Origin of the sequence: Pelagicoccus sp. SDUM812005 (genome assembly GCF_031127875.1) — a bacterium.
Classification (GTDB): domain Bacteria; phylum Verrucomicrobiota; class Verrucomicrobiia; order Opitutales; family Opitutaceae; genus Pelagicoccus.
Map to the genome: position 1 here is coordinate 148,300 of NZ_JARXIA010000012.1, position 19,813 is coordinate 168,112.

Sequence of the window (19,813 nt, forward strand, 5' to 3'; positions counted from 1 at the left end):
TTTCTCCAACCTCCAGAATCCTCCGCCAATGATCCCTCTAGCCGCCGCCGACTTTTCCCTTTCCGGTTTCTTCCAAGAAGTCCGAACCGCCCTCACCGAGATGGCCAACGACTTCGCCCAGTTCCTCCCTAAGCTCCTGCTGGCCGTCATCCTCCTGCTCATCGGCTACGCAATCGCCAAGGTCCTCTCCAAGCTGGTCCGCATCGTCTTCGACAAGCTGGGAGTGAACAACCTCCTGGAACGCTCAGGCTTCACCGCGCAGCTGCTGCGAGCCGGCATCAAAGCCAGCCCCGGCTCCTTCACCGCCTCCCTCGTGTTCTGGCTCACCATGCTCTTCGTCATCAAGATCGCCGCCCAGTCCGCCTCCATCCAGGACATCTCGGACATTATCATAGCGATCATCTCCTTCATGCCCAACGCCCTCACCGCCGGGCTCATCCTGCTCTTCGGCTTCATCGTGGCCGACGTCATCAAAAACGCCGTCTTCAACGCCCTCGACCAAATGGGCCTCGAGTACGCCCGCACCCTCTCCAAGGTCGTCTTCGGCTTCATCTTCATCCTCATCCTCACCGTCGCCCTCTCCAAGATAAACATCCAAACCGAGCTGCTCAACGCGACCGTAAAAATCCTGCTCGGAGCCCTCGCCCTGGCCCTGGCCCTCGCCCTCGGCCTCGGCCTCAAGCGCATGGCCGGCAGCATCGTCTCCGGCGTCTATTCTCGCGACATCTACAAGGTCGGCACCCAAATCGAATTCGACGGAGAAGACATGACCATCGCCGGCATCGGCCCCGTCACCACCAAGCTGAAGCGTCCGGACGGCGGCTTCGTCATCATCCCCAACGAAAAGCTCATCTCCGAACCCGTACGCGGACGCACCGTCGAATAGCCGCAACGCAAACCGTTCCCCTTCCCAAACCGAACCCGGACCCGCCCGACCCATCGGCGGACCGCAGAAAGAGCGCTTCCAGCGCTCTTTTTTTTTGTGACCATCCGTCGAGCCGGACGCGTCCAAAACCCTACCATGCGCCCAGTCCCGACAATCCTTCGCCATACTCAGATCGCAGCGATCGTCCTGCTCCCGGTCGCCCTCGGGTTTAGCCCCTCCGCCGTCGCCGCGCCGGAAGCCAACGCCCAGATCCACAGCGAAAAGCCAGACCGCAACAACATTTGTCACCAAATAATTGTGACAAGCCTCGAGCCCAGAGCTCTCTAAAGACCATACAACTCCTCCCCGGTTTCGCCTCCCGCGAAGTCCGGCCGAATAATCCACTATCCGTAGCAGATAAATGGATACGATATAAACGGCCACTCCTCGACCAATTTTGGAACCAGTCGTCAATCCAGCGACGCCAACTCAACGAAACGTTTGCATGCCACTCGAAACGAAATGGGAAACCCACGGCTTCTACGCCCGCTTCTGGGGCACGGTAACTCTCGCAGATATCGAGACCAAGAACCGCACCTTCTCCAACAGCCCCCTCAGCGACCACTGCCACTACCAGATCTTCGACGGATCCGAAATCGAGTCCTTCGACCTGCCCGCCAACGGCATTGTCGAAATGGCCTCCCACGACATCGGCATGGGCTCCTACCTCAGAGGACTCTCCGTCATCCATATCGCCTCGCGACCTGAAGTCCGGGAGGTCTACCAGAAATACATCTCCCTCTGCCTTCGCCTAAACCTCAGCTGGAAATTCCACATCTGCAACAACCTCGAACAAGCGCGCAGCTGGCTCAGCCAACAGGAGAAACGCCGGGCGGAGGAGGCAAAACAAAAGACCCCGCCCCCCTTCTTTTTCCACCCCACCCCATAGTCCCCAGCAACCCGCTCGCAAAGAAACGAGGCAAAGCTCCTACCGTCAGAATTCGGCAGCCTCCCCCACGCAGGCCCGCGCAAGATTACATCTCGGCAAGTCCGATGAGAATCTTCTCCCTGCAACGAATCAAAGCCCTCCACCAGCAAGCGAACTTTAGCGGTCTGCTCGCTTCCACCTTCGCCCTAGGCACCGCCTTCTCATTCGCGGCGCCCTTCCTATCCAAATGGGGGCTCGAAGAGGTTGGCATGACTCCAAGCGGCTTCGGTCTGTTCATGACCGCCACCTCCCTCTGCGCCATCCTGGCCAGCACCGCCCTCGCTCGCCTCTCGGACTCCCGCTTCTCCCGCCGCCAAATGCTCCTGCTCGGCAGCATCGGCGGCATCCTCGGCTTCGCCGGCTACGCTCTCGTCCGCAACACCGCAGCCCTGCTCGCCATCGGCTGCAGCTTCCACGCGGTGGCCTCCATCTGCTTCGCCCAGCTATTTTCCCACGTCAGGGAAACGTATCAACTCTCTGGAGACAACTCGACAAGCTCCAGCATCAGCATGAGCGTCGTGCGGGTCACCTTTTCCTTTTCATGGACCGTCGGCCCTGCCCTCGGCGCCACCATGCTGCTCGCCTTCGGCTTCCGCGGACTCTTCCTCGCCGCCGCCTTGCTCTACACCGTTTTCTTTATCGGCGTCCTCAGGTTCGTCCCCGAGCGAAAGCCGAAAGCGAGCGAATCCCCAAGCGGTCCGCCCAGCATCTGGACGACCCTCCGCCACCCGAAGCTTCTGCTCAGCTTCATCGCCTTCGCCGCCGTATTTGCCGCCACCGCCATCAACATGATGAATCTGCCCCTCGCCATCACCCGCAGCCTCAATGGTAGCGAGAGCGACCTCGGCATCATATTCGCCATCGGCCCCATCGCGGAAATCCCCTTGATGATCTGGTTCGGCCAACTGGCCACCCGAGGACACCAACTCCTTCTAATCAAACTCGGATTCGTCATAACGGGACTCTACTTCGCCGGACTCTTCATGGCCTTCCAACCATGGCATGTATACACGCTTCAACTACTGAGCGGAGCCTCCTTCGCTATCCTCTCCAACGTAGCCATCCTCTACTTCCAAGACCTCGCGCCCACGCAGATGGGCCTCGCGACTTCCCTTTTCTCCAACGCCGGCGCCATCGGCAATCTCCTCGGCATGCTCACCTTCGGTTTCATCCTCGAGCAATGGGGCCACCAATACACCTTCCTCGTCTGCGCCACCCTCACCTTCTTCGGACTATTCCTCATCCTTCGCGTCAAGGACGGACCCACCAAACACGAAAAAGCGGAGACCCCAAACCGGGATCTCCGCCAACCCACTGCTTCTCAAACGGAGGCTTAAAAAGCGAGGGTCGTAGTAAAGAATACCTGTCTTGGATCCACGATGCGGAAGGCGGTCTCTTCGCCATCGGGATTGATCGCGATCGCCTTCAAGCCACCGCTCTCAAACGCGTCCCGCACGTTGAGCTGGAACTTAAGCTCCGCCCGGTCCCCCTTCAAAGGCATCGTGTAGCTCGCCCAAAGGTCGACATGCGTCTCGTCGCCTCCGTACACCGGCTTGTCCGCGTCGAGCTGCCGCACCACGCCGTCCGAATCCGCCGGTCCAGCAAGGTAGCCAATGATCGCCGCATCTTCCCAACGAACGCTGCCACCCACGCCGAAGCCCTTCAGGCTGCCGTCCATGAACATGTAGTTCGTGATCGCGTTCCAACGCCACTCCTTTTGGCCCGGCGTCTTCTTGCCCGCAAGGGTTCGCTGCAAGGCCATGTTCGCATCCACGTTCGTATTGAACCACTTCTCCGGCGTATTCAAAACTCCATGCAAAGCATTTCGCTTGGTTCCGATGTCAAAGGGAGCGTTATCGTTGTCGTAGTCCCAGAAGCTTTGGAATCCTTCCGGCAAGGCATCCGAACGTGCCGCCTTCCAGAAGGCTACCCGCTCTTCCTTCCATGCCGTATACTCGGGAGCGATATCGCTGTAGACCGTCTTCTGCTGGGCCGCGTTGAACTTGAAGTTCCAGTTCTTGGTAGGATTGTAAACCACCTGCAGCTCCATGCCTTTCGCTTCCAAGGTACTCGTTCCCAAAACAGAATCGTTATAGGTCGCGAAATTGTCCGGATACTGCGTGATCTCCGCCACGCGAGCCTCCGCCGCAGCTCCAGAAAGGCCTTCCTCTTGCGCTACGTAGCGGGCCCAGTCCCCGAAGAAGTCTTCGTCGAAATAGCCCATACGCCAGATAAAGGTCCCCGTGCCTCCGACCCGAGAGTTCACTTGCCCTGCTTCGAAGAAGTTCAAGTTCGCGTAAAGCTTTCCGTCGAGCAGGTTCAATCCAATCCCCCAGTCCTTGCCTTCGCCAGTAGGCAACGGCAACGGCTCGCCTGTGCCGATATTGTACACGACGCCGGCCGGGGTGAAGTTGTCCGATTCGTTGTAGTGAAAATTCAACCACGGGGTCGGCTTAAATACGATGCCGGCCGTACTCGTAGAGCCCGACACTTCCTGCCAGTCGTTGAAGTTAACCGCTACATCCGCCGGATCCGCCATGCCCGTGCTCGGGTCAATCGCCGGAAAGCTGCTGGTGCGGCCTTTGTTGTCGTCCTGACGCCAACCAAGGGTAGTTACGATCTTATCGTCCCACAAACGGCTCTGCAAAACGAAGGCTTCCGAATCCGTCTCTTGCTGCCCGCCATCGGACACGAAATGCAGCGTGCGGCCGAGCGCCACCGTTTCGCTTCCCGAAGTAAAAGAGTCAAGGCTCGCGTCCGCCGCCACTGGACCGGACGGGTAGGCCACTGACAAAGTTGCCGTCTCAGGACCATTGAAAATGTATCCAGGATCGTTAGACACGATTCCGTCAGAGCCACCAAGGTACATACGCTTATAGATGGCCCCGCCCACTCCGCCAACCCGATTGCTCTGGTCAACCCAAGGATTGTCGGATAAGGCCACTTGCCGCCAACGGTAATAAGCCGTATCGTATTCACGCGAACTCATCAACCCCATGGCCCGATGCGATCCGAAGTGACGCATCCAACCATCGCTCTCCGTAAAATCCAACTCGTAAGCCAAGGTCGCCCGCAATGCAGCGTTGTCCTCAACCTGCACAAAATCGTCCGGTTCGCGAATCTCGATAAAAGGGCGTCCAAAATAAGGATTCGCGCTTCCGTCCAAAAGGTGGGTATTGGGGTCTATCTCGATCGTAGCGCCCGTTTGCTGGCCGATAAAGTAGCTATTGGTCGCCTCGTACGATTCCTCGATATATCCAACGTTCAAATACAGGTTAGGAAGTATCTTCTGATCCCACTCCAAGGTCGCGATCGACGCGTCCGCGCTGCCAACATTGCTGGAAATGATATTCAAATGCTCCCAATCGTAGAGATCCTGATTCGTCACGCCCGGATAGATGTAGAGCGGATCGAGCGTCTCACCATTCGTACGCAACATTCGGTAAACCGTCCCGCCCGCGACCACGCCTGCGTCGTTACCTAAGCTACGCTGGTTGCCGCCAAGCAAGCTCCCTTGGTCGTAGTGGAAAACCGGACGCGTGGAAGGCGCCGCCAAACCAGCCGGCAAATCGCTGTTGGAGTCGATGGGACCAAAGGTCTGGCCATTCAACGTGTAGCTACGGGTCGTAGGGTTCCAGGTCGGGCTTCCAGCCTCCTTCCAAGGCGTGACCATGTCACGCGGGGTCACATTGTTCGGACGGCGATTTTCGTTTTCATAGTTCTCGTAAGTGCCACGAAAGGTCGTCTTCTCCGAAGGCTTGTAGGTGACTGCCAAATACTGCCGATCCGTCTCATCGTAGGACGGCTTGCGACGGAACCCCTTTTCCTCGTGCAACATCGCCACGTTCACCGCCAGAATATCCTCAACGATGGTCGTGTTGTAGTTCCCGCTTACGCGAAACGCGTCCCAACTCCCCAGCCGAACCTGGGCCTTGCCGGACTCCGTACCGATCATCGCCTTCTCTTGGCTCTGGTTCACGATACCGGCCGCGCTCCCGAGTCCGAACAAGATGCTATTCGGACCGCGGTTAATCTCTACCGAGCGCGTATTGTACGAGTCGAAAGGAATACGGGCGATACTCGGAAAATAGTCCCTAGCAGTATCCGCCGGAGCAATACCGCGGACACGATTCGCCGTGGAAGGGCCACTCGCCACACCGCCATTGCTCCGTCCAGCCCCGTGGTCGCGCACCGCCCCGTCCTTATCGATTTCATAGGAAGTATAGTTCCCCATCCCTTCCGTATTGGCTTCGTAGAGGAAAACGTCGTTGATATCCACCGCAGCCGTGTCTTCAAGCTGCTGGCTAGTCACCACCGTGATCGAGGAAGCCAGATCCGAAATGCTACTGTTCAAACGGCTACCCGCCAGAGTATTCTCCGAATAGTAGCCAATATCGTTTTCGGAGTTCTTAATTTCGAAAGGGGACAACTCAAAAACCTGCCCGTCCTCCAATCCATCGTTCTGGGCACTGCCCGCCACAGGGACAACGACCGCTAAAAGGCCCTTAAAGAGCTTACCTAGCTTTTTGCTTTTCTTATTGGGTTCAAAATTCATCTGAGATTCGTTATTTGTATTTTGTAAGTCAGCGGACTCGTCGGCCCCCGTCCGGGCTCCAGCCAATCTCGACCGCTCTACGATTCCATAAGCTCCTCCCCGACTAACCGGGACGGCCACGAGCGGGGTGCCCTCCAGCATCAAGTCCAAGGCTTCTTGCACTTCGTAGTGCCCCTCGATGGTATTCGTCCGCACTTCGGACGAAGCCCCAACTGAAATCAGGATTTCCACCCCACCTTGACGCGCCGCAACTTTCAAGGCCTCGGCCGCATCCCCCGATTCCACATCGAAGTAAGCGCCGCAAGTATCCGGACACAGGATACCCGCCCACGTCGAGAGCACGCCGACCATCAAAATCCAAACGTTGCGTTGGCAACGATATAACATCAGCAATACAGGACTTGAAAGAGTGGGCAAGGGGCATAGCTAAATCGGCTCGTCCCTATGACACTTCGCTATTATTAATTAACTAAATAGAACCTTATATATTATATAAATTCTGGCTAAGATCCAAAGAGCTCCTATCGATCGAGATACAAGGTTATCTTCGACAAGCCACTTCGCTCCGATCGAACATTCTCCGTAAGCGAAAGAAGCTCCACAAATTCGTCCATGCGATTCGGGCGAATCGCCGCCGTAATCGGCAAATCCAGAAGCTCAGCGTCGGCGATCACCAGTTGGGTATGGTTGCGGCGATTGAACTCCAGGATCACTTCCGATAGCGGTGTCTCCGTGAAGTCTAGGGTCTCGTTCTTCCAAGCAAGACGCTGCTTGATCACCACCGTCGAAACCTCCTCCACCACCAAGGGCACAAGCTTCGAATTGAGCGAAACCACGGAACGCTGCCCTGCTTGCAAGGCCTTCACCAAAGGCTCGAGCTCGTCCACGATACTATCGCGCGTAGTCGCGATCGAAGGGTTCATCAAAACCTTCCCTTCCGTCACGAGAACCTCCACCTCGTCCGGACTCAAGCTCACGTTGAAAGCGGTTCCCACCGCCTGCACCACCGTCCCTCGCGCCCGCACCACAAACGGTCGCTCCTCATCCTTCGCTACCGTAAAATGCGCCTCGCCCGCCAGCAGGTCCACCAACCTCCTGTCCTCCAGGAAGCGCACCGCCACCTGTCCGCCGCGATTCAGCTCCACCACCGAACCGTCTTCCAGCACGTGATGCTCGTAGTAGCGGGCCGATTCGCCGGAAGCCAGCATCGTCGGCTCCGAACCGCCGCCTTGCAGAACCAAGAACCAAACGAGTAATGAAAATGCCAATACAGCCGCCATTCCCGCCCAAGCCAAGCCTCGCGCGTGCACGACGCGACGCGGAGCTACCGCCAGCAGATCGGGATTCGGCTCCAAGCTATGTTCCGGGCGCCACTCTGCCAAAAGGTTCATGCGATCCCAAATCCGCTTCAGCTCCCCATACTTCTCGGCATGCAAGGGACTCTCCGCCAACCAATCGAAAAACCGGTCCTGCTCATGCGGCTCCAAACCGGAGTCCTGTTTCGCGAGCCATTCCGACGCGGCTTCCCTGATTCTCTCGGATTCCGAGAACTGATTCGGTTCCTCTTCCATCTTCACAGCTTACCTGACGCGCAATATCTTTCTACGAAGTCCGCGCACTTGTTCACACCTATCGTGATCTGCGCGTTCACCGTGCGCGCCGAAATATTGAGCTTCTTAGCGATCTCCCGCTGGGACATCCCGTACACCTTCCGGAGCGTGAAGATCTGCCGGCAACGATCCGGCAAGGACTGGATCGCCTTCGTCAAGATCTCCAGCTCCTGGTTCCGAGCCACCCTCTCGTGCACCTCGCTGCCTTCCTCGACAAAGTCGCACTCCTCCATCGCCACCGCCCGATGCTCTTCCCGCACCTTCGCATACCGCAAGGCATTGAGGGCCGCATTTCTCGCCGTCGCAAAAAGAAAGGCCTTCGGGGCCCGAACCACCTCCTTGCGGTTGGCCTTCATCACCTTCAGGTAAGCCTCCTGCACGACATCGTCGATATCGACGCCAGTCGGAAACTTGCTCTTTAGCCAGGCGCGTAGAACCGAGTCGTGGGGATACAGATTTTCGGCGAACCAAGAGTCCTCTTGGCTTGTTCGGACATTAAACATGGGCTGGATACGGGGTGGTACTTGTCTATCGAGACACCCCAGACCACAGCTTGGACTAAACGAAAAAGCGACCGCCACGAAATTGGACAGTTTGAATCGAGCCCTCCCGCGCCCTTCCCTCCACCCGAGCTACCGGACCGAATCCTGGTTCTCCAACGCCACTCGATCCACTCGGGACCGCTTGTTCGGGAGCCTAATCCGAAACACCGTTTCCCCGAACTCCGTATCGCAAAAGATCTCCCCGCCGTGCGCCTCCACGAACTCCTTGGCGATCGCGAGGCCCAGCCCAGTCCCCGCAGACTTCCCCTCCGTCTTGAACGGCTCGAACAAACGCTCGGCGATCTCCTTGCCCACCCCGGGCCCATTGTCGGATACCGAAATCGCGGTTTCGCTTTCGCCCACCTCGACCTCCACCAGCACCCGCGGATCCTCCACCTTCGCCTGGTCCAAAGCTTCCAGCGCGTTCTTCACCAAGTTCACCACCACTCGGCTCACCTTCATAGCATCCAAGCTAACGTCCCCCCGCCCGAGCAATCGGCACTGCACCGGCACTCCTTGAAACGCCGCAACTGAACGAGCAATCTCCCCCTCCAAGGAAGCGATAAACTCCTCGGCCGGGAGCGTCTCTATCTTCGGCTCCAAAGTACGTACATAGTCGAGCATGTCGCTGATCATCGACAAGCATTTCCTCGACGCCTCGCCCATGCTCTCGGCCAGCCACCCTCGATCCACAGGTAGATTCGACGTGTCCGCCATCAAGTCGCTACAGGTCTTGATCGTGCAAATGGGCGAGCGTAAGTCGTGAGCCAGCATCGTCATGCTCCGCCCCAACTCCGATAGCTTGTTCTTTTGCCTGAGCGTCGTATTCAACTCTTGGTTACGTAACCTCAGCTCGCGAGTCTTCCGCCTCACCATCAAACGCAGCGACACGATCGACGCCAGCAACCCCAAAAAGGCGAACACTACAAACAAGCTCTGCCAGTAGTACTCCTCGAAAAAGCGCGGCTTCCGATTCAGCAAAAGACTGCCCTCAGGCAACAGCGACGCGGCTATCCCAAACTGGCGACGCAAACTGTCGTCAAAGACATAGGCGTACAGCCCCTCCCCGAAAACATCCTCTCCCAACAAGGCCTCGCCGCCCATCAGGCGCAGGCTCTGCACCGCCGCCATCCTTCCCGCTCGCTGCGATAGCATCATCTTGCCGCCCAGCACCCCGTCCACCATCAGCGTATCCCACATCGTGTAGAACTTCAGCCGCAAACCCTCGATCAAATGCGGCATCCCTTCCGCCGGGATCGCAGGCTCCCCTTGGGCGCCCTTGAAATAAGGCAGAAGGACCACCGGGCTTCCCGCCGGCAAGCCCTCCAAGCGAGCCCGAATCTCGCTAAAGCTTCCACCCAAATACACCATCCGCGATCCCAAGCCCAAAGCCGTCGCCGCGCGCTCCACCGTCCCCCGATAATGGGAGCTCACCGAGCTCTCCTCGTCGTAGACCACCTGGATAGGTCCGCTGCCTTCCACCCGCGCGATCAGCTCCAGGACCTCCGAAAAGTTTTGCTCCGGAAAAACGACGTAGTTCGAAAGCTCCCCCTCGGGAACCTCGCCGCCCAGCTGCAAGCTTTCGATCAGGTTCAACCGCTTCGCCTCCGAGTGAAACCCTTCGTAACGCTGCCCCCAACGAATCGCCCCATCGCCAAACAGAACCAGCAGGTCCAGCTCCTGACGATACTTCCCCCTCAAGTACCGTTCGAAATTCGCCTCGTGCTCCTCTCCGCTAAAAGCGGGATACGATAAATACTCGCGATATAGAACCACGTCCTTGCCCAAGCCCTCCGCCAGTCCCGACATGAAACCGGCCTGGAACGGCAACGCCTCCGCGTAAGGGCCGATCGCCAGCACACGCCTCGACGCTTCCGCAGCCTGAACGCTACCCGCCCCCAACAACCCGCCAAACGCCAACAACACGCCTCTCCCCAGCCACGACACAGCGCCCCTCTCCGCCCAACCGCATGCCGTAATCGCGCCCCAAAACATAGGTACATTAATACCAGCATTTCGCTCAAAGCCAAGAGGAGAGGAACGAACTGCAAATTGCACCTAACGCTATCCACCAAGTCCCTAAGCGCAGACCTGCCCGCGCTACCTACCCCAGCCTCCTTCCCACCGCTAAAAGCACCAACCCAGCAGTCTCCAAACATCCAGCCTCCCCCACCGAACCAAACAGATTCCCTAGAGTCAACTATTCCCGTTCGTATTCTTATTCCCAATACAAAACGTCCCCAAAAAGCAGGAGCAGCCGCCTCAATATTACAACTCTGTAATGTAGCTGCACTTATCTTGTCATCCACCCCGCCTAATCTACGTTCAAATCCTCTATCCCCCCTGCCAATGACTCGCCTCACGCTGCTCCCTCTTCTCCTCGCGCTCGCGACCCAGCTTCCCGCCCGGCCCCTTCTCGACTCCTGGTACACCGACGGCGCCGGCCGCTACGCCCGCATCTACCGAAGCACTGCCGACGAAACCGCCGCCAACGCCGTCACCACCTGGTCCCGCGGCGCAGGCGAGCAAAGCCAACCCACCTACGCCGGCGTGCACCAAATCGCCGTCAGCGACAGCTTCGCCTACATCCGAACCAGCGGGCTCGGCTTCCACACCATGGGCCCCTGGTACCTCAACCAAGCCAAGACCAACCTCTTCCCCAACTACCCCGCCAACCAAGCCACCCTCTTCAAGATCCCCCTCCAGCCAACCGCCATCTCCAGCTCCAAGACCCAAACCGGACTCGGCACCATCGGCTACTTCGTCGACGGCATCGCCATGTTCGACTCCCGCGACGCCTTCTCCTACTCCAACTCCAACGCAACCGACGCCACCCCCAACAGCAACTTCCGCGGCGACGGCGTTTGGAACCGCGACGCCTACGTCAACGAATCCGTCACCTTCGACGCCGCCAACGCTCACCAAGCCGGAGCCAACCACCACTACCACGCCAATCCCCCCGCCCTGCGCCACCTCCTAGGCGATTCCGTTTCCTACGACCCCGCCACCAATCGCTACACCGAGCAAATCGGCGGCAACGGCCAACACTCCCCCATCATCGGCTGGGTCGTCGACGGACTCCCCATCTACGGCCCCTACGGCTACAGCAACCCGCTCGATCCCGAGAGCGGTATCCGAAGAATGGTGACAGGCTACCAAAAGCGGGACGGCAGCAACGGCTCCGTCAACCTCAACGCCACCGGGCGCGCCACCCTCCCCCAATGGCTCGTGCGCAACGACCCCAGCTACAGCTCCACCACCCTCTCCCCCGATCGCTACGGCCCCAACGTCAACGCCACCTACACCCTCGGACACTACCTCGAAGACTACGCCTACAAAGGCGACCTCGGCCTCACCCTGGGAACCGACTTCGACCTCAACGAATACAACGTCCGCTACTGCGTCACCCCCGAGTTTCCCGAAGGCACCTGGGCCTACTTCACCTGCATCCTCGAAGACGGCACCCCCACCTTCCCCTACAACATCGGTCGCTACTACTTCGCTCCCGTGCAAGGCGGAGCCGAAAACACCCTCCCCGACGACGCCCAAGTCATCTACCGCGGCGGACCGGAAGCCGCTCCCCAGCTCGAAAGCTCCGACATCGATGCCGATACCGGCATGATCTCGCTCGTCTGGACCGGGGCCGAAGGCGGCAGCTACGTCGTCAAGGAATCCACTGACCTCAAAGAATGGATACAGATCTCAAATCCAATCGCCGTCGATTCGCAACAGCAGGCAGCCGCAAGCGAAAACGTCGACTACGCCTCCGCCGACTCCCTCTTCCACCGCATCGAACTCGCCAGCATCGCCCCCTTCGACGACGACGGCTTCGAGCTCGCTACCCCCTCCAACTCCAATCCCGGCAGCGGCTCCTCCTCCAGCTTCCAAGCCACCTCCGCGACCACCCCGCCGCTCCCTCCCCAAAACGTCGTCACCCTCGCCGTCAACGGCATCGCAGTCACCATCACCGCCTACGACCAAACCGGCGGCACCGTCGACTTCACCCTCGACACCTCCACCCTCGCCCCCGGCAACTACAGCGTCACCATCACCTTCACACCGCCCAACGGCAGCGAAACCACCCGCACCTCCACCAACGCCATCACCATCGAGGCCTCCACCGCCAACAACATTCTGCTGCTCATCGTTGACGACTGGGGCATCGACTTCAGCCCCTTCGACAACGCCGCGGCCAACGTCCCCCTCCCCAATCTCCCCCACATGGAAAAACTCGCCCAACGCGGTATCCACTTTTCCAATGCGTACGCCCACCCCCTCTGCTCCCCCACCCGAGCCAGCATCCTGACCGGACGCCACCCCTTCCGCCACGGCGTCGGCAACCCCGACGGAGCCAACCTCGCCGCCAGCGAAACCGCCCTCCCCGAACTCCTCGCCAGCCAGGACGCTCCCCACGGCCTCGCCTCCTTCGGCAAGTGGCACCTCGGCGGAGGACGCTCCGGCCCCGCCGACCGCGGCGGCTGGCAGAAGTTTGCCGGCATCCTGCAAGGCGGCGTCAGCGACTACAACGATTGGACAAAAGTCGAAGACGGCACCCAAACCACCAACGTCACCACCTACACCACCACCGACCAAGTCAACGAAGCCGTCGAATACATCGAAGCCCGCGACAGCCAGCCTTGGTTCGTATGGATGGCCTTCAACGCGCCGCATACACCCTTCCACGATCCCGCTCCCTACGTGACTCCAGAAAACGGATACTCGACCAGCGGCACCACCAACACCGACCTCTACATCAAGGCCCTCGAAGCGCTCGACTCCGAAATCGGTCGCCTGCTCGAATCCGTCGACCTCGACAAAACCAACATCATCCTCATCGGCGACAACGGCACCCCCAACCAAGTCGCCCAAACTCCATTCGGAAACGGCCACGCCAAAGCCGACCTCTACGAAGGCGGCATCCACGTGCCCATGCTCGCCGCCGGTCCCGACGTCACCGCCACAGCCGGCAACACCGAAGACACCTTCGTCCATTGCACCGACCTCTTCTCCACCATCGTCGAACTCGCCGGCATCGATCTCAACGCCGCCACCGCCAACCTCCAGATCGACTCCCAAAGCCTCCTCCCCCTCTTCCGCGGCCAAGCCATGGACAGTCGCTATATCGTATCCGAAAAATTTGGACAAGCCACCGGCAACGGACGCGCCCTCCGCTCCGAAACCTACCCCGAGTACAAACTCATCATCTTCGGCGACAAAGACAGCTCCGCCGATACCCCCAGCTTCGAGCTCTACCACCTCCCCACCGACGCCAACGAACAATCCCCCCTCAACCTCTCCACCCTCTCCGGCGACGCCCTTGCCGCCTACAACCACCTCCGCGACATCGACGCCACCCTAGGAGGAGGCTACAGTGATTGAGCAACTGCAACGCACGGTCGGCGCTCGCGCCGCACCACATTGCAGGATCCCCCTCCCCAACTTTTCACTCTTCACCCTTCTCCTTTCACTCCTCGCCCTTCCCCCTTCCCTCCTCGCCACCCCTCTCAGCCTCACGCACCACCACAGCTTCAACCAAGCCCCCATCCGCGACGCCCATTGGCATCGCAACGCCTCCGGCACGCTGCTCACCTTCAGCCGTCTCAGTTACTACCTCTCCGACCTCGCCTTCGTCGACGCCGCAGGCAACGCCACTCCCGCGTCTCCATCGCTCCACTACGTCGACGCCTTCACTCCAGATCCAGCCCCCACCACCCTCGATCTTCCCCCGGGGGACTACACCGCCATCCGCTTCAACCTCGGACTCCCGCCCGACCTCAACCACTCCGACCCCAAGCAATACCCAGCCAGCCATCCACTCAGCTCCATCGCCAACGCCATGCACTGGTCATGGCAATCCGGATACATATTCTGCGCCATCGAAGGCTACGCCACCGCCACCGACGCCACCGAACAGCTCGGCTTCTCCTACCACCTCGCCAACGACGCCTTCCTCGTCCCCGTCGAAATCCCCCTCGACCTCGCCCACCGAGACTCGCCCCAGTCCCTAGAACTCGCCTTCGACCTCGGCGCCCTGCTCGACGGACAAGGCTTCTCCCTACTCGAGCGCAGCTCCACCCACTCCCGCCCCGGCGATCCCGTCGCTATCAGCCTCGCCGCCCAGCTCCCCAAGGCCTTCAGCGCGACCCGCAGCTCCCACGCGACAGCTTCCGCCACCAGCTCCGCCCCAGCCGCCCCACCCGCAGCTGCCTTCGTCGGCACCCCGCTGCCCTTCTCCCTTCCCAAAAACTTCCCCATCCCCAACCTCCCCACCGACTATCCGCTCACCCAAGAACGCGTGGAGCTCGGCCAAACCCTCTTCCACTCCACCGACCTTTCCCGCAACGGCGCCCTCTCCTGCGTCAGCTGCCACAGCGCCGAAAACGCCTTCGCCGATCCCCGCCAATTCAGCGTCGGTTTCGACGGCAGCCTCGGCCGCCGCCAATCCATGCCCCTGCTCAACCTCGCCTGGAAAACCTCCTTCTTCTGGGACGGACGAGCCGCCAGCCTCCGCGAGCAAGTCCTCCACCCCATCCAAGACCCCACCGAAATGGGAGCCGAACTCCCCCACCTCCTCGCTCGCCTGCAAGCGAACCCCGTATTCGCCGCCCAATTCCAGGCCGCCTTCGGCGACCCCCAAATCACCGCCGAACGCCTCGGCATCGCCCTCGAAAGCTTCCTCCTCACCCTCACCTCCTACCAGTCGAAGTTCGACTCCGCCGTTGCCGGCCAAACCGAACTCACCGCCCAGGAAAAACGCGGCTTCGAGCTCTTCACCACCGAGTACGACCCCCGCCGCCAGCTCTACGAGGCCGACTGCTTCCACTGCCACGGCTCCGCCACCTTTTCCGACAACCTCTTCCACAACAACGGCCTTCCGCCCACCGACGACCGCGGCCGCGCCGCATTCACCGGCCGCGAGAGCGACGCCTACAGCTTCGCCACCCCCACCCTACGCAACGTCGCCGCCACTGCTCCCTACATGCACGACGGCCGATTCCAAAGCCTCGAAGAGGTCATCGCCCACTACAACTCGGGTATTCAAAAATCCAGCACGCTCGACCCCAACCTCGCCAAGCACCCCACCACCGGACTCCAGCTCAGCGACGCCGACCAAGCCGCCCTCGTCGCCTTCCTCCGCACCCTCACCGACCCGCGCTTCGAGTAGGCCCCGCCTCTGGAAAAGCTGTCACACCCGCCATTTGCCAATGTGACACAAATTCCCAAGAGCGCGGAACCCACCCCTCCTCAAGGAGTCAAACACCCCTGCCCAACAACGACTTACGCCGCTTCGAATCGAGCTGGCACCTCCGTTGCTGGTTAAGAACCGAATACCACCGCAAGCCTTCCATGGCTTCCAATTACCTCTCAATCAGGAGATAAGAAATGAAACGATTCCAATCAATCACCCTCGCGATCGCCCTAGCCGCTACCTCCGGGATCACCAGCAGCTGCGCCGATCCACTGCAACTCGAGGTCGACTCCCAGCCCATCGATCGTAGCGACAAGTTTATGCCGCACAGCTACGCCAACATGCTGCAAGCCGCCACCCCGTCCGTCGTCGCCGTGCACACCGCACGCATCGTCAAAGTGGCCCGCAGCGGCCGCGGCTCCTCCCCCGAGGAGGAACTCCTGCGCCGCTTCTTCGGGATCCCCTCTCCCCGCTACGAACAGCAACCCAGCGAGCCGGAAGAACGCCGCATGCCCCAAGGCATCGGGTCCGGCGTCATCGTCAGCAAGGACGGCTACATCATCACCAACAGCCACGTCGTCACCGGCGAACGCGACGACGTAGCGGACGAGATTCTCGTCCAGCTCAGCGACGGCACCGAACTGGAAGCCAAAGTCATCGGCACCGACCCGCTCACCGATATCGCCATCCTCAAAGTCGAAGCCGAAGACCTGCCCGCCATCCGCATCGCCGATAGCGACAACATTGCGGTCGGCGACGTCGTCTTCGCCATCGGAAACCCCATGGGCGTCGGCCTCACCGTCACCCAGGGCATCGTCTCCGCCACCAACCGCTCCATCGGCATCTACGGCGAACGCGGCTACGAAAGCTTCATCCAAACCGACGCCTCCATCAACCCAGGCAATTCCGGCGGCGCCCTCATCGACTCCCAAGGCCGCCTCGTCGGCATCAACTCCGCCATCATCTCCCGCAGCGGCGGAAACATCGGCATCGGCTTCGCCATCCCCGCAAACCTCGCCATCAACATCTCGCACCAGCTCGCCGACTCCGGAGAAGTTCGCCGCGGCTTCCTCGGCGTATCCATCGCCGACGTCACCCCCGACATCGCCGAAGCCTTCGGCATGAAAAAGACCAAGGGCGTGCTCATCAACGACGTGGAAGAAGGCTCCGCCGCGGATAAGGGCGGCATCGAACGCGGCGACATCATCGTAGCCGTCGATGGAAAGCCGGTCGAATCCGCTAACCAATTCCGTATCCGCATCGGAAATACAATTCCGGAAACCGAAATCAAGATCGATGTCCTGCGCGACGGAAAGCCCAAGACGCTCGACATCACTGTCGGCAGCGCCTCCGGACGCTTCGCCATGGGCGCCAACGAACTCGTGGAAGGCGTCGAAGTCGCCGTCATCGACAAGGACATAGCGGAAAAATACCGCATCCCTAAAAACGTCGACGGACTCGCCATCGTCAGCGTGTCGCCAGAATCCCCCTACGCTCGCGTACTCGGAGAAGGCACCGTCATCATCGAAATCAACGACCAGAAAGTCGACACCGTAGCCGACGCTCGAGAGCTCCTGCGCAGCGGAGTCAACAAGCTCTTCGTCTACAGCCGAGGCCGCACCGGCTACCTCGCCCTCCGCGTCGAATAGACGCCCACCCAAGACTCTTTACCTAACGCAACGGCCGCAGATTTCTCTGCGGCCGTTTTTCGTAACAAGTAATTCAAAAAGCCCGCTCTCAAGCGGACTGCTTCACATCCGCCCCCGCGGTCGAGGCCACCTCGTCGAAGGCACCGAGCTCGTTCTCCAAGCCCCTCAATTCAACCAGGGAGATAAGGTAGGCCAACGTCGATTCCGCCCCGCGGTTCTGGTTCACCCGATCGATCATCAAGCCATCAAAGCAGCCGCCCGACTTCGGATGGTAAAGCGACTGCCCGGAATCGTTCTGCCCAAGGAACCAGTCAAACGCAGTCCGTGCCTCGCGACGCCAGAAGTCATCGCCAGTTGTTCGATACGCATCCACGCATGCCTGCACCGTCGCTTGGGCCTCGAGCGGCTGCTGGTCCCAGACCGCCTTCCGGCCGCCCTTCGGATAAAACCCGTTGGAACCGATCGGACGGAAGTTTCCAGTCTCCGACTTTTGCTCGTCGACCAGCCACCTCAACGAGCGCAGGCCAATATCCAGTCCCACTTCGTCATCGATAGAGCTCGAGGAGACGATCACCGCCCGACTCAAGCTGGCATTGTCGTAAGCGAGCTGCGGCTCGAACCAACGCCAATCCGTGTCGCTATATTCCTGATACAGGTCGATCAAACGCGAAAGCAAGCGCCGCCGCATCGTCTGCACCGCCCGGTCCCCCTCGAGGCGACGCATGTACTCGTCGATCCCCAACAAAGCAAACGCCCAAGAGCGAGGCGAAGTCATGTCCTCCACCGCAGGCAAAGATTCCTCGAATAGCTGAGTCGCCCATTCGACCATCTCCCGGTCGCGGCTCCTGCCCACGATCGCCCCCAACGACCAAAGCGTCCGAGCATGCGAATCGTCCGAACCCGCCTCTTCCAGCCAAGCCCGCTCGTAGCTCATGAAGTTACGGAAACGGCCCTTCGCCGGATTAAAGGCATAGTTCACAAAAGCCGCATAACGGTTCATCAGCTTGGCGACGCGCGGCGCCAGCTCGGAATCGTCCTGATCCGCCAGCATCTGGCAAAGCAGCAAGCCACGCGCGTTGTCGTCCACGCAATAGCCTTCCTCGTAGCGCGGCAGCCCGTAGGCTGCATGCTGCACCAGTCCCGTACCGTCGCTCATGCGCTCCAAATGATCCAAGTTCAAGGCCGGCAGGTTCATGCGGGATTCGGACAGGGTACGTGTCGCATACTTTCGGATACGATTGTTCCCTGCCGACTCGCGAGCCTTGCGGAAACTCTCGCCATACATGCGACCCACTTCCGGCCACACCATGTCGCGACCCAATCGGTACGCCCGGCGACGCATCGCATGCAAGCGCGTCTCCTCGCTCAGCAAGCCGTTCACCGCCTTCGCGATCGCATCGCTGTCGCCAAACGGAACCAACTCTCCGCGTCCGTCAGCCAGCAACTCCGCAGCATGCCAGTACGGCGTCGAAACGACCGCCTTTCCGCAACCGAACGAATACGCCAAAGTACCCGAGGTGATCTGCGCTTCATTCAAATAGGGAGTCAGGTAAATGTCGGCCGCCCCGATGAACTCGGTCAACTCCTCCAACTCTACGAACCGATCGTAGAAGATGACGTGCTCCTTCACGCCGAGCTTCTCCGCCAGTCGCTCTAGCCCGAGGCGATAGGACTCGCCCTGCTCGCGCACGAGATTCGGATGCGTGGCGCCGAGCACGATGTAGACGACGTCCGGATGCTCCTTCACGATCGACGGCAAGGCCCGGATCGCCGACTCGATCCCCTTGCCGGGTGACAAGAGCCCAAAGGTCAACAAAGCTCGCCTTCCCTCGATCCCGAACTGCTCCTTATAGAAATTCGGATCCACGAAGGGCATGTCGGGAATTCCATGCGGAATCACATCGATCCGCTCCGGAGAAACGCCCCAGATCTCCACCAGCATGCGGCGAGCCTTCTCGGACATCACCACCAAGCGTGTCGAAAGTTTCAATACCTCCCGAAACACCCGCTCCTGCCCCTCGGTCGGCTTTTCCAAAACCGTGTGCAAAGTACTCACGATGGGCACCTTCAACGAACGCATCAAGCTCAGCACATGGCTCCCATCCGGACCGCCAAAGATGCCGAACTCATGCTGCAAGCAAACCACATCCGTATCCCGAAACTGGATATAGTCCGCCGCCCTGCGATAGCCCGACATATCTTGCTCCGATAACTGGTACCGAACTTCCTCGGGATAGTCGTATACATCCTTTTCGTCATCGACAGCCACCACGCTGCAATCCCAACCGCGGTGCACGCCGGCCACCGCCTTGCGAAGGTCATGGGTGAAAGTGGCTATTCCGCACTGCCGCGGGAAATAGTCGGCCACGAAGGCCACGCGTCGAACCGAAGTGTCCTTTTCCATCACATACAATC

General features: G+C 59.9%; 12 protein-coding genes. 7 read left to right on the forward strand and 5 right to left on the reverse strand.

What is annotated here, in order from left to right; genetic code table 11:
* Positions 1-28: 28 nt before the first annotated feature.
* The 4 genes from QEH57_RS14960 (at position 29) to QEH57_RS14975 (ending at position 3,190) form a co-directional block, all read left to right on the forward strand.
* On the forward strand, positions 29-886 hold the full coding sequence (locus tag QEH57_RS14960) for a mechanosensitive ion channel domain-containing protein (RefSeq protein ID WP_309007562.1): 858 nt from the start codon (positions 29-31) through the stop codon (positions 884-886).
* 135 nt (positions 887-1,021) lie between these two features.
* Positions 1,022-1,213, forward strand: coding sequence for a hypothetical protein (locus tag QEH57_RS14965; RefSeq protein ID WP_309007563.1), 192 nt, complete (start codon positions 1,022-1,024; stop codon positions 1,211-1,213).
* Between the two features lie 157 nt (positions 1,214-1,370).
* Complete coding sequence (locus tag QEH57_RS14970) at positions 1,371-1,814, forward strand: hypothetical protein (protein WP_309007564.1); 444 nt, start codon at positions 1,371-1,373, stop codon at positions 1,812-1,814.
* A 104-nt stretch (positions 1,815-1,918) separates the two neighbouring features.
* Entirely contained in the window at positions 1,919-3,190 is a 1,272-nt protein-coding gene (locus QEH57_RS14975; RefSeq protein ID WP_343224785.1) for a sugar efflux transporter, read from the forward strand.
* Here the strand turns inward: QEH57_RS14975 and QEH57_RS14980 are convergent.
* The 4 genes from QEH57_RS14980 to QEH57_RS14995 form a co-directional block, all read right to left on the reverse strand.
* Positions 3,187-6,795, reverse strand: coding sequence for a TonB-dependent receptor plug domain-containing protein (locus tag QEH57_RS14980; RefSeq protein WP_309007565.1), 3,609 nt, complete (start codon positions 6,793-6,795; stop codon positions 3,187-3,189). The two genes, QEH57_RS14975 and QEH57_RS14980, sit on opposite strands and share 4 nt — an antisense overlap.
* Positions 6,796-6,929: 134 nt before the next feature.
* On the reverse strand, positions 6,930-7,979 hold the full coding sequence (locus tag QEH57_RS14985; protein ID WP_309007591.1) for a FecR domain-containing protein: 1,050 nt from the start codon (positions 7,977-7,979) through the stop codon (positions 6,930-6,932).
* Positions 7,980-7,981: 2 nt separating this feature from the next.
* Positions 7,982-8,521, reverse strand: a complete 540-nt coding sequence (locus QEH57_RS14990) for a sigma-70 family RNA polymerase sigma factor (protein WP_309007566.1) — start codon at positions 8,519-8,521, stop codon at positions 7,982-7,984.
* A 129-nt stretch (positions 8,522-8,650) separates the two neighbouring features.
* Positions 8,651-10,486, reverse strand: coding sequence for a HAMP domain-containing sensor histidine kinase (locus QEH57_RS14995; RefSeq protein ID WP_309007567.1), 1,836 nt, complete (start codon positions 10,484-10,486; stop codon positions 8,651-8,653).
* Between the two features lie 423 nt (positions 10,487-10,909).
* Here QEH57_RS14995 and QEH57_RS15000 point away from each other — a divergent pair, with 423 nt between their 5' ends.
* The 3 genes from QEH57_RS15000 to QEH57_RS15010 all read left to right on the forward strand — a co-directional run bounded on the left by QEH57_RS15000 (position 10,910) and on the right by QEH57_RS15010 (position 17,398).
* Positions 10,910-13,939 carry a sulfatase-like hydrolase/transferase gene (locus tag QEH57_RS15000; protein WP_309007568.1) on the forward strand — a complete coding sequence of 1,010 codons (3,030 nt, stop codon included), beginning with the start codon at positions 10,910-10,912 and terminating at the stop codon, positions 13,937-13,939.
* Positions 13,932-15,725 (forward strand): MbnP family protein, encoded by a 1,794-nt coding sequence (locus tag QEH57_RS15005; protein ID WP_309007569.1) that lies wholly within the window; start codon positions 13,932-13,934, stop codon positions 15,723-15,725. Before QEH57_RS15000 ends, QEH57_RS15005 begins: the two co-directional genes overlap by 8 nt.
* A 218-nt stretch (positions 15,726-15,943) precedes the next feature.
* Positions 15,944-17,398, forward strand: a complete 1,455-nt coding sequence (locus QEH57_RS15010; RefSeq protein ID WP_309007570.1) for a Do family serine endopeptidase — start codon at positions 15,944-15,946, stop codon at positions 17,396-17,398.
* Positions 17,399-17,486: 88 nt separating this feature from the next.
* Here the strand turns inward: QEH57_RS15010 and QEH57_RS15015 are convergent, their stop codons facing one another.
* Positions 17,487-19,802, reverse strand: coding sequence for a glycosyltransferase family 4 protein (locus QEH57_RS15015; protein WP_309007571.1), 2,316 nt, complete (start codon positions 19,800-19,802; stop codon positions 17,487-17,489).
* Positions 19,803-19,813 lie beyond the last annotated feature (11 nt).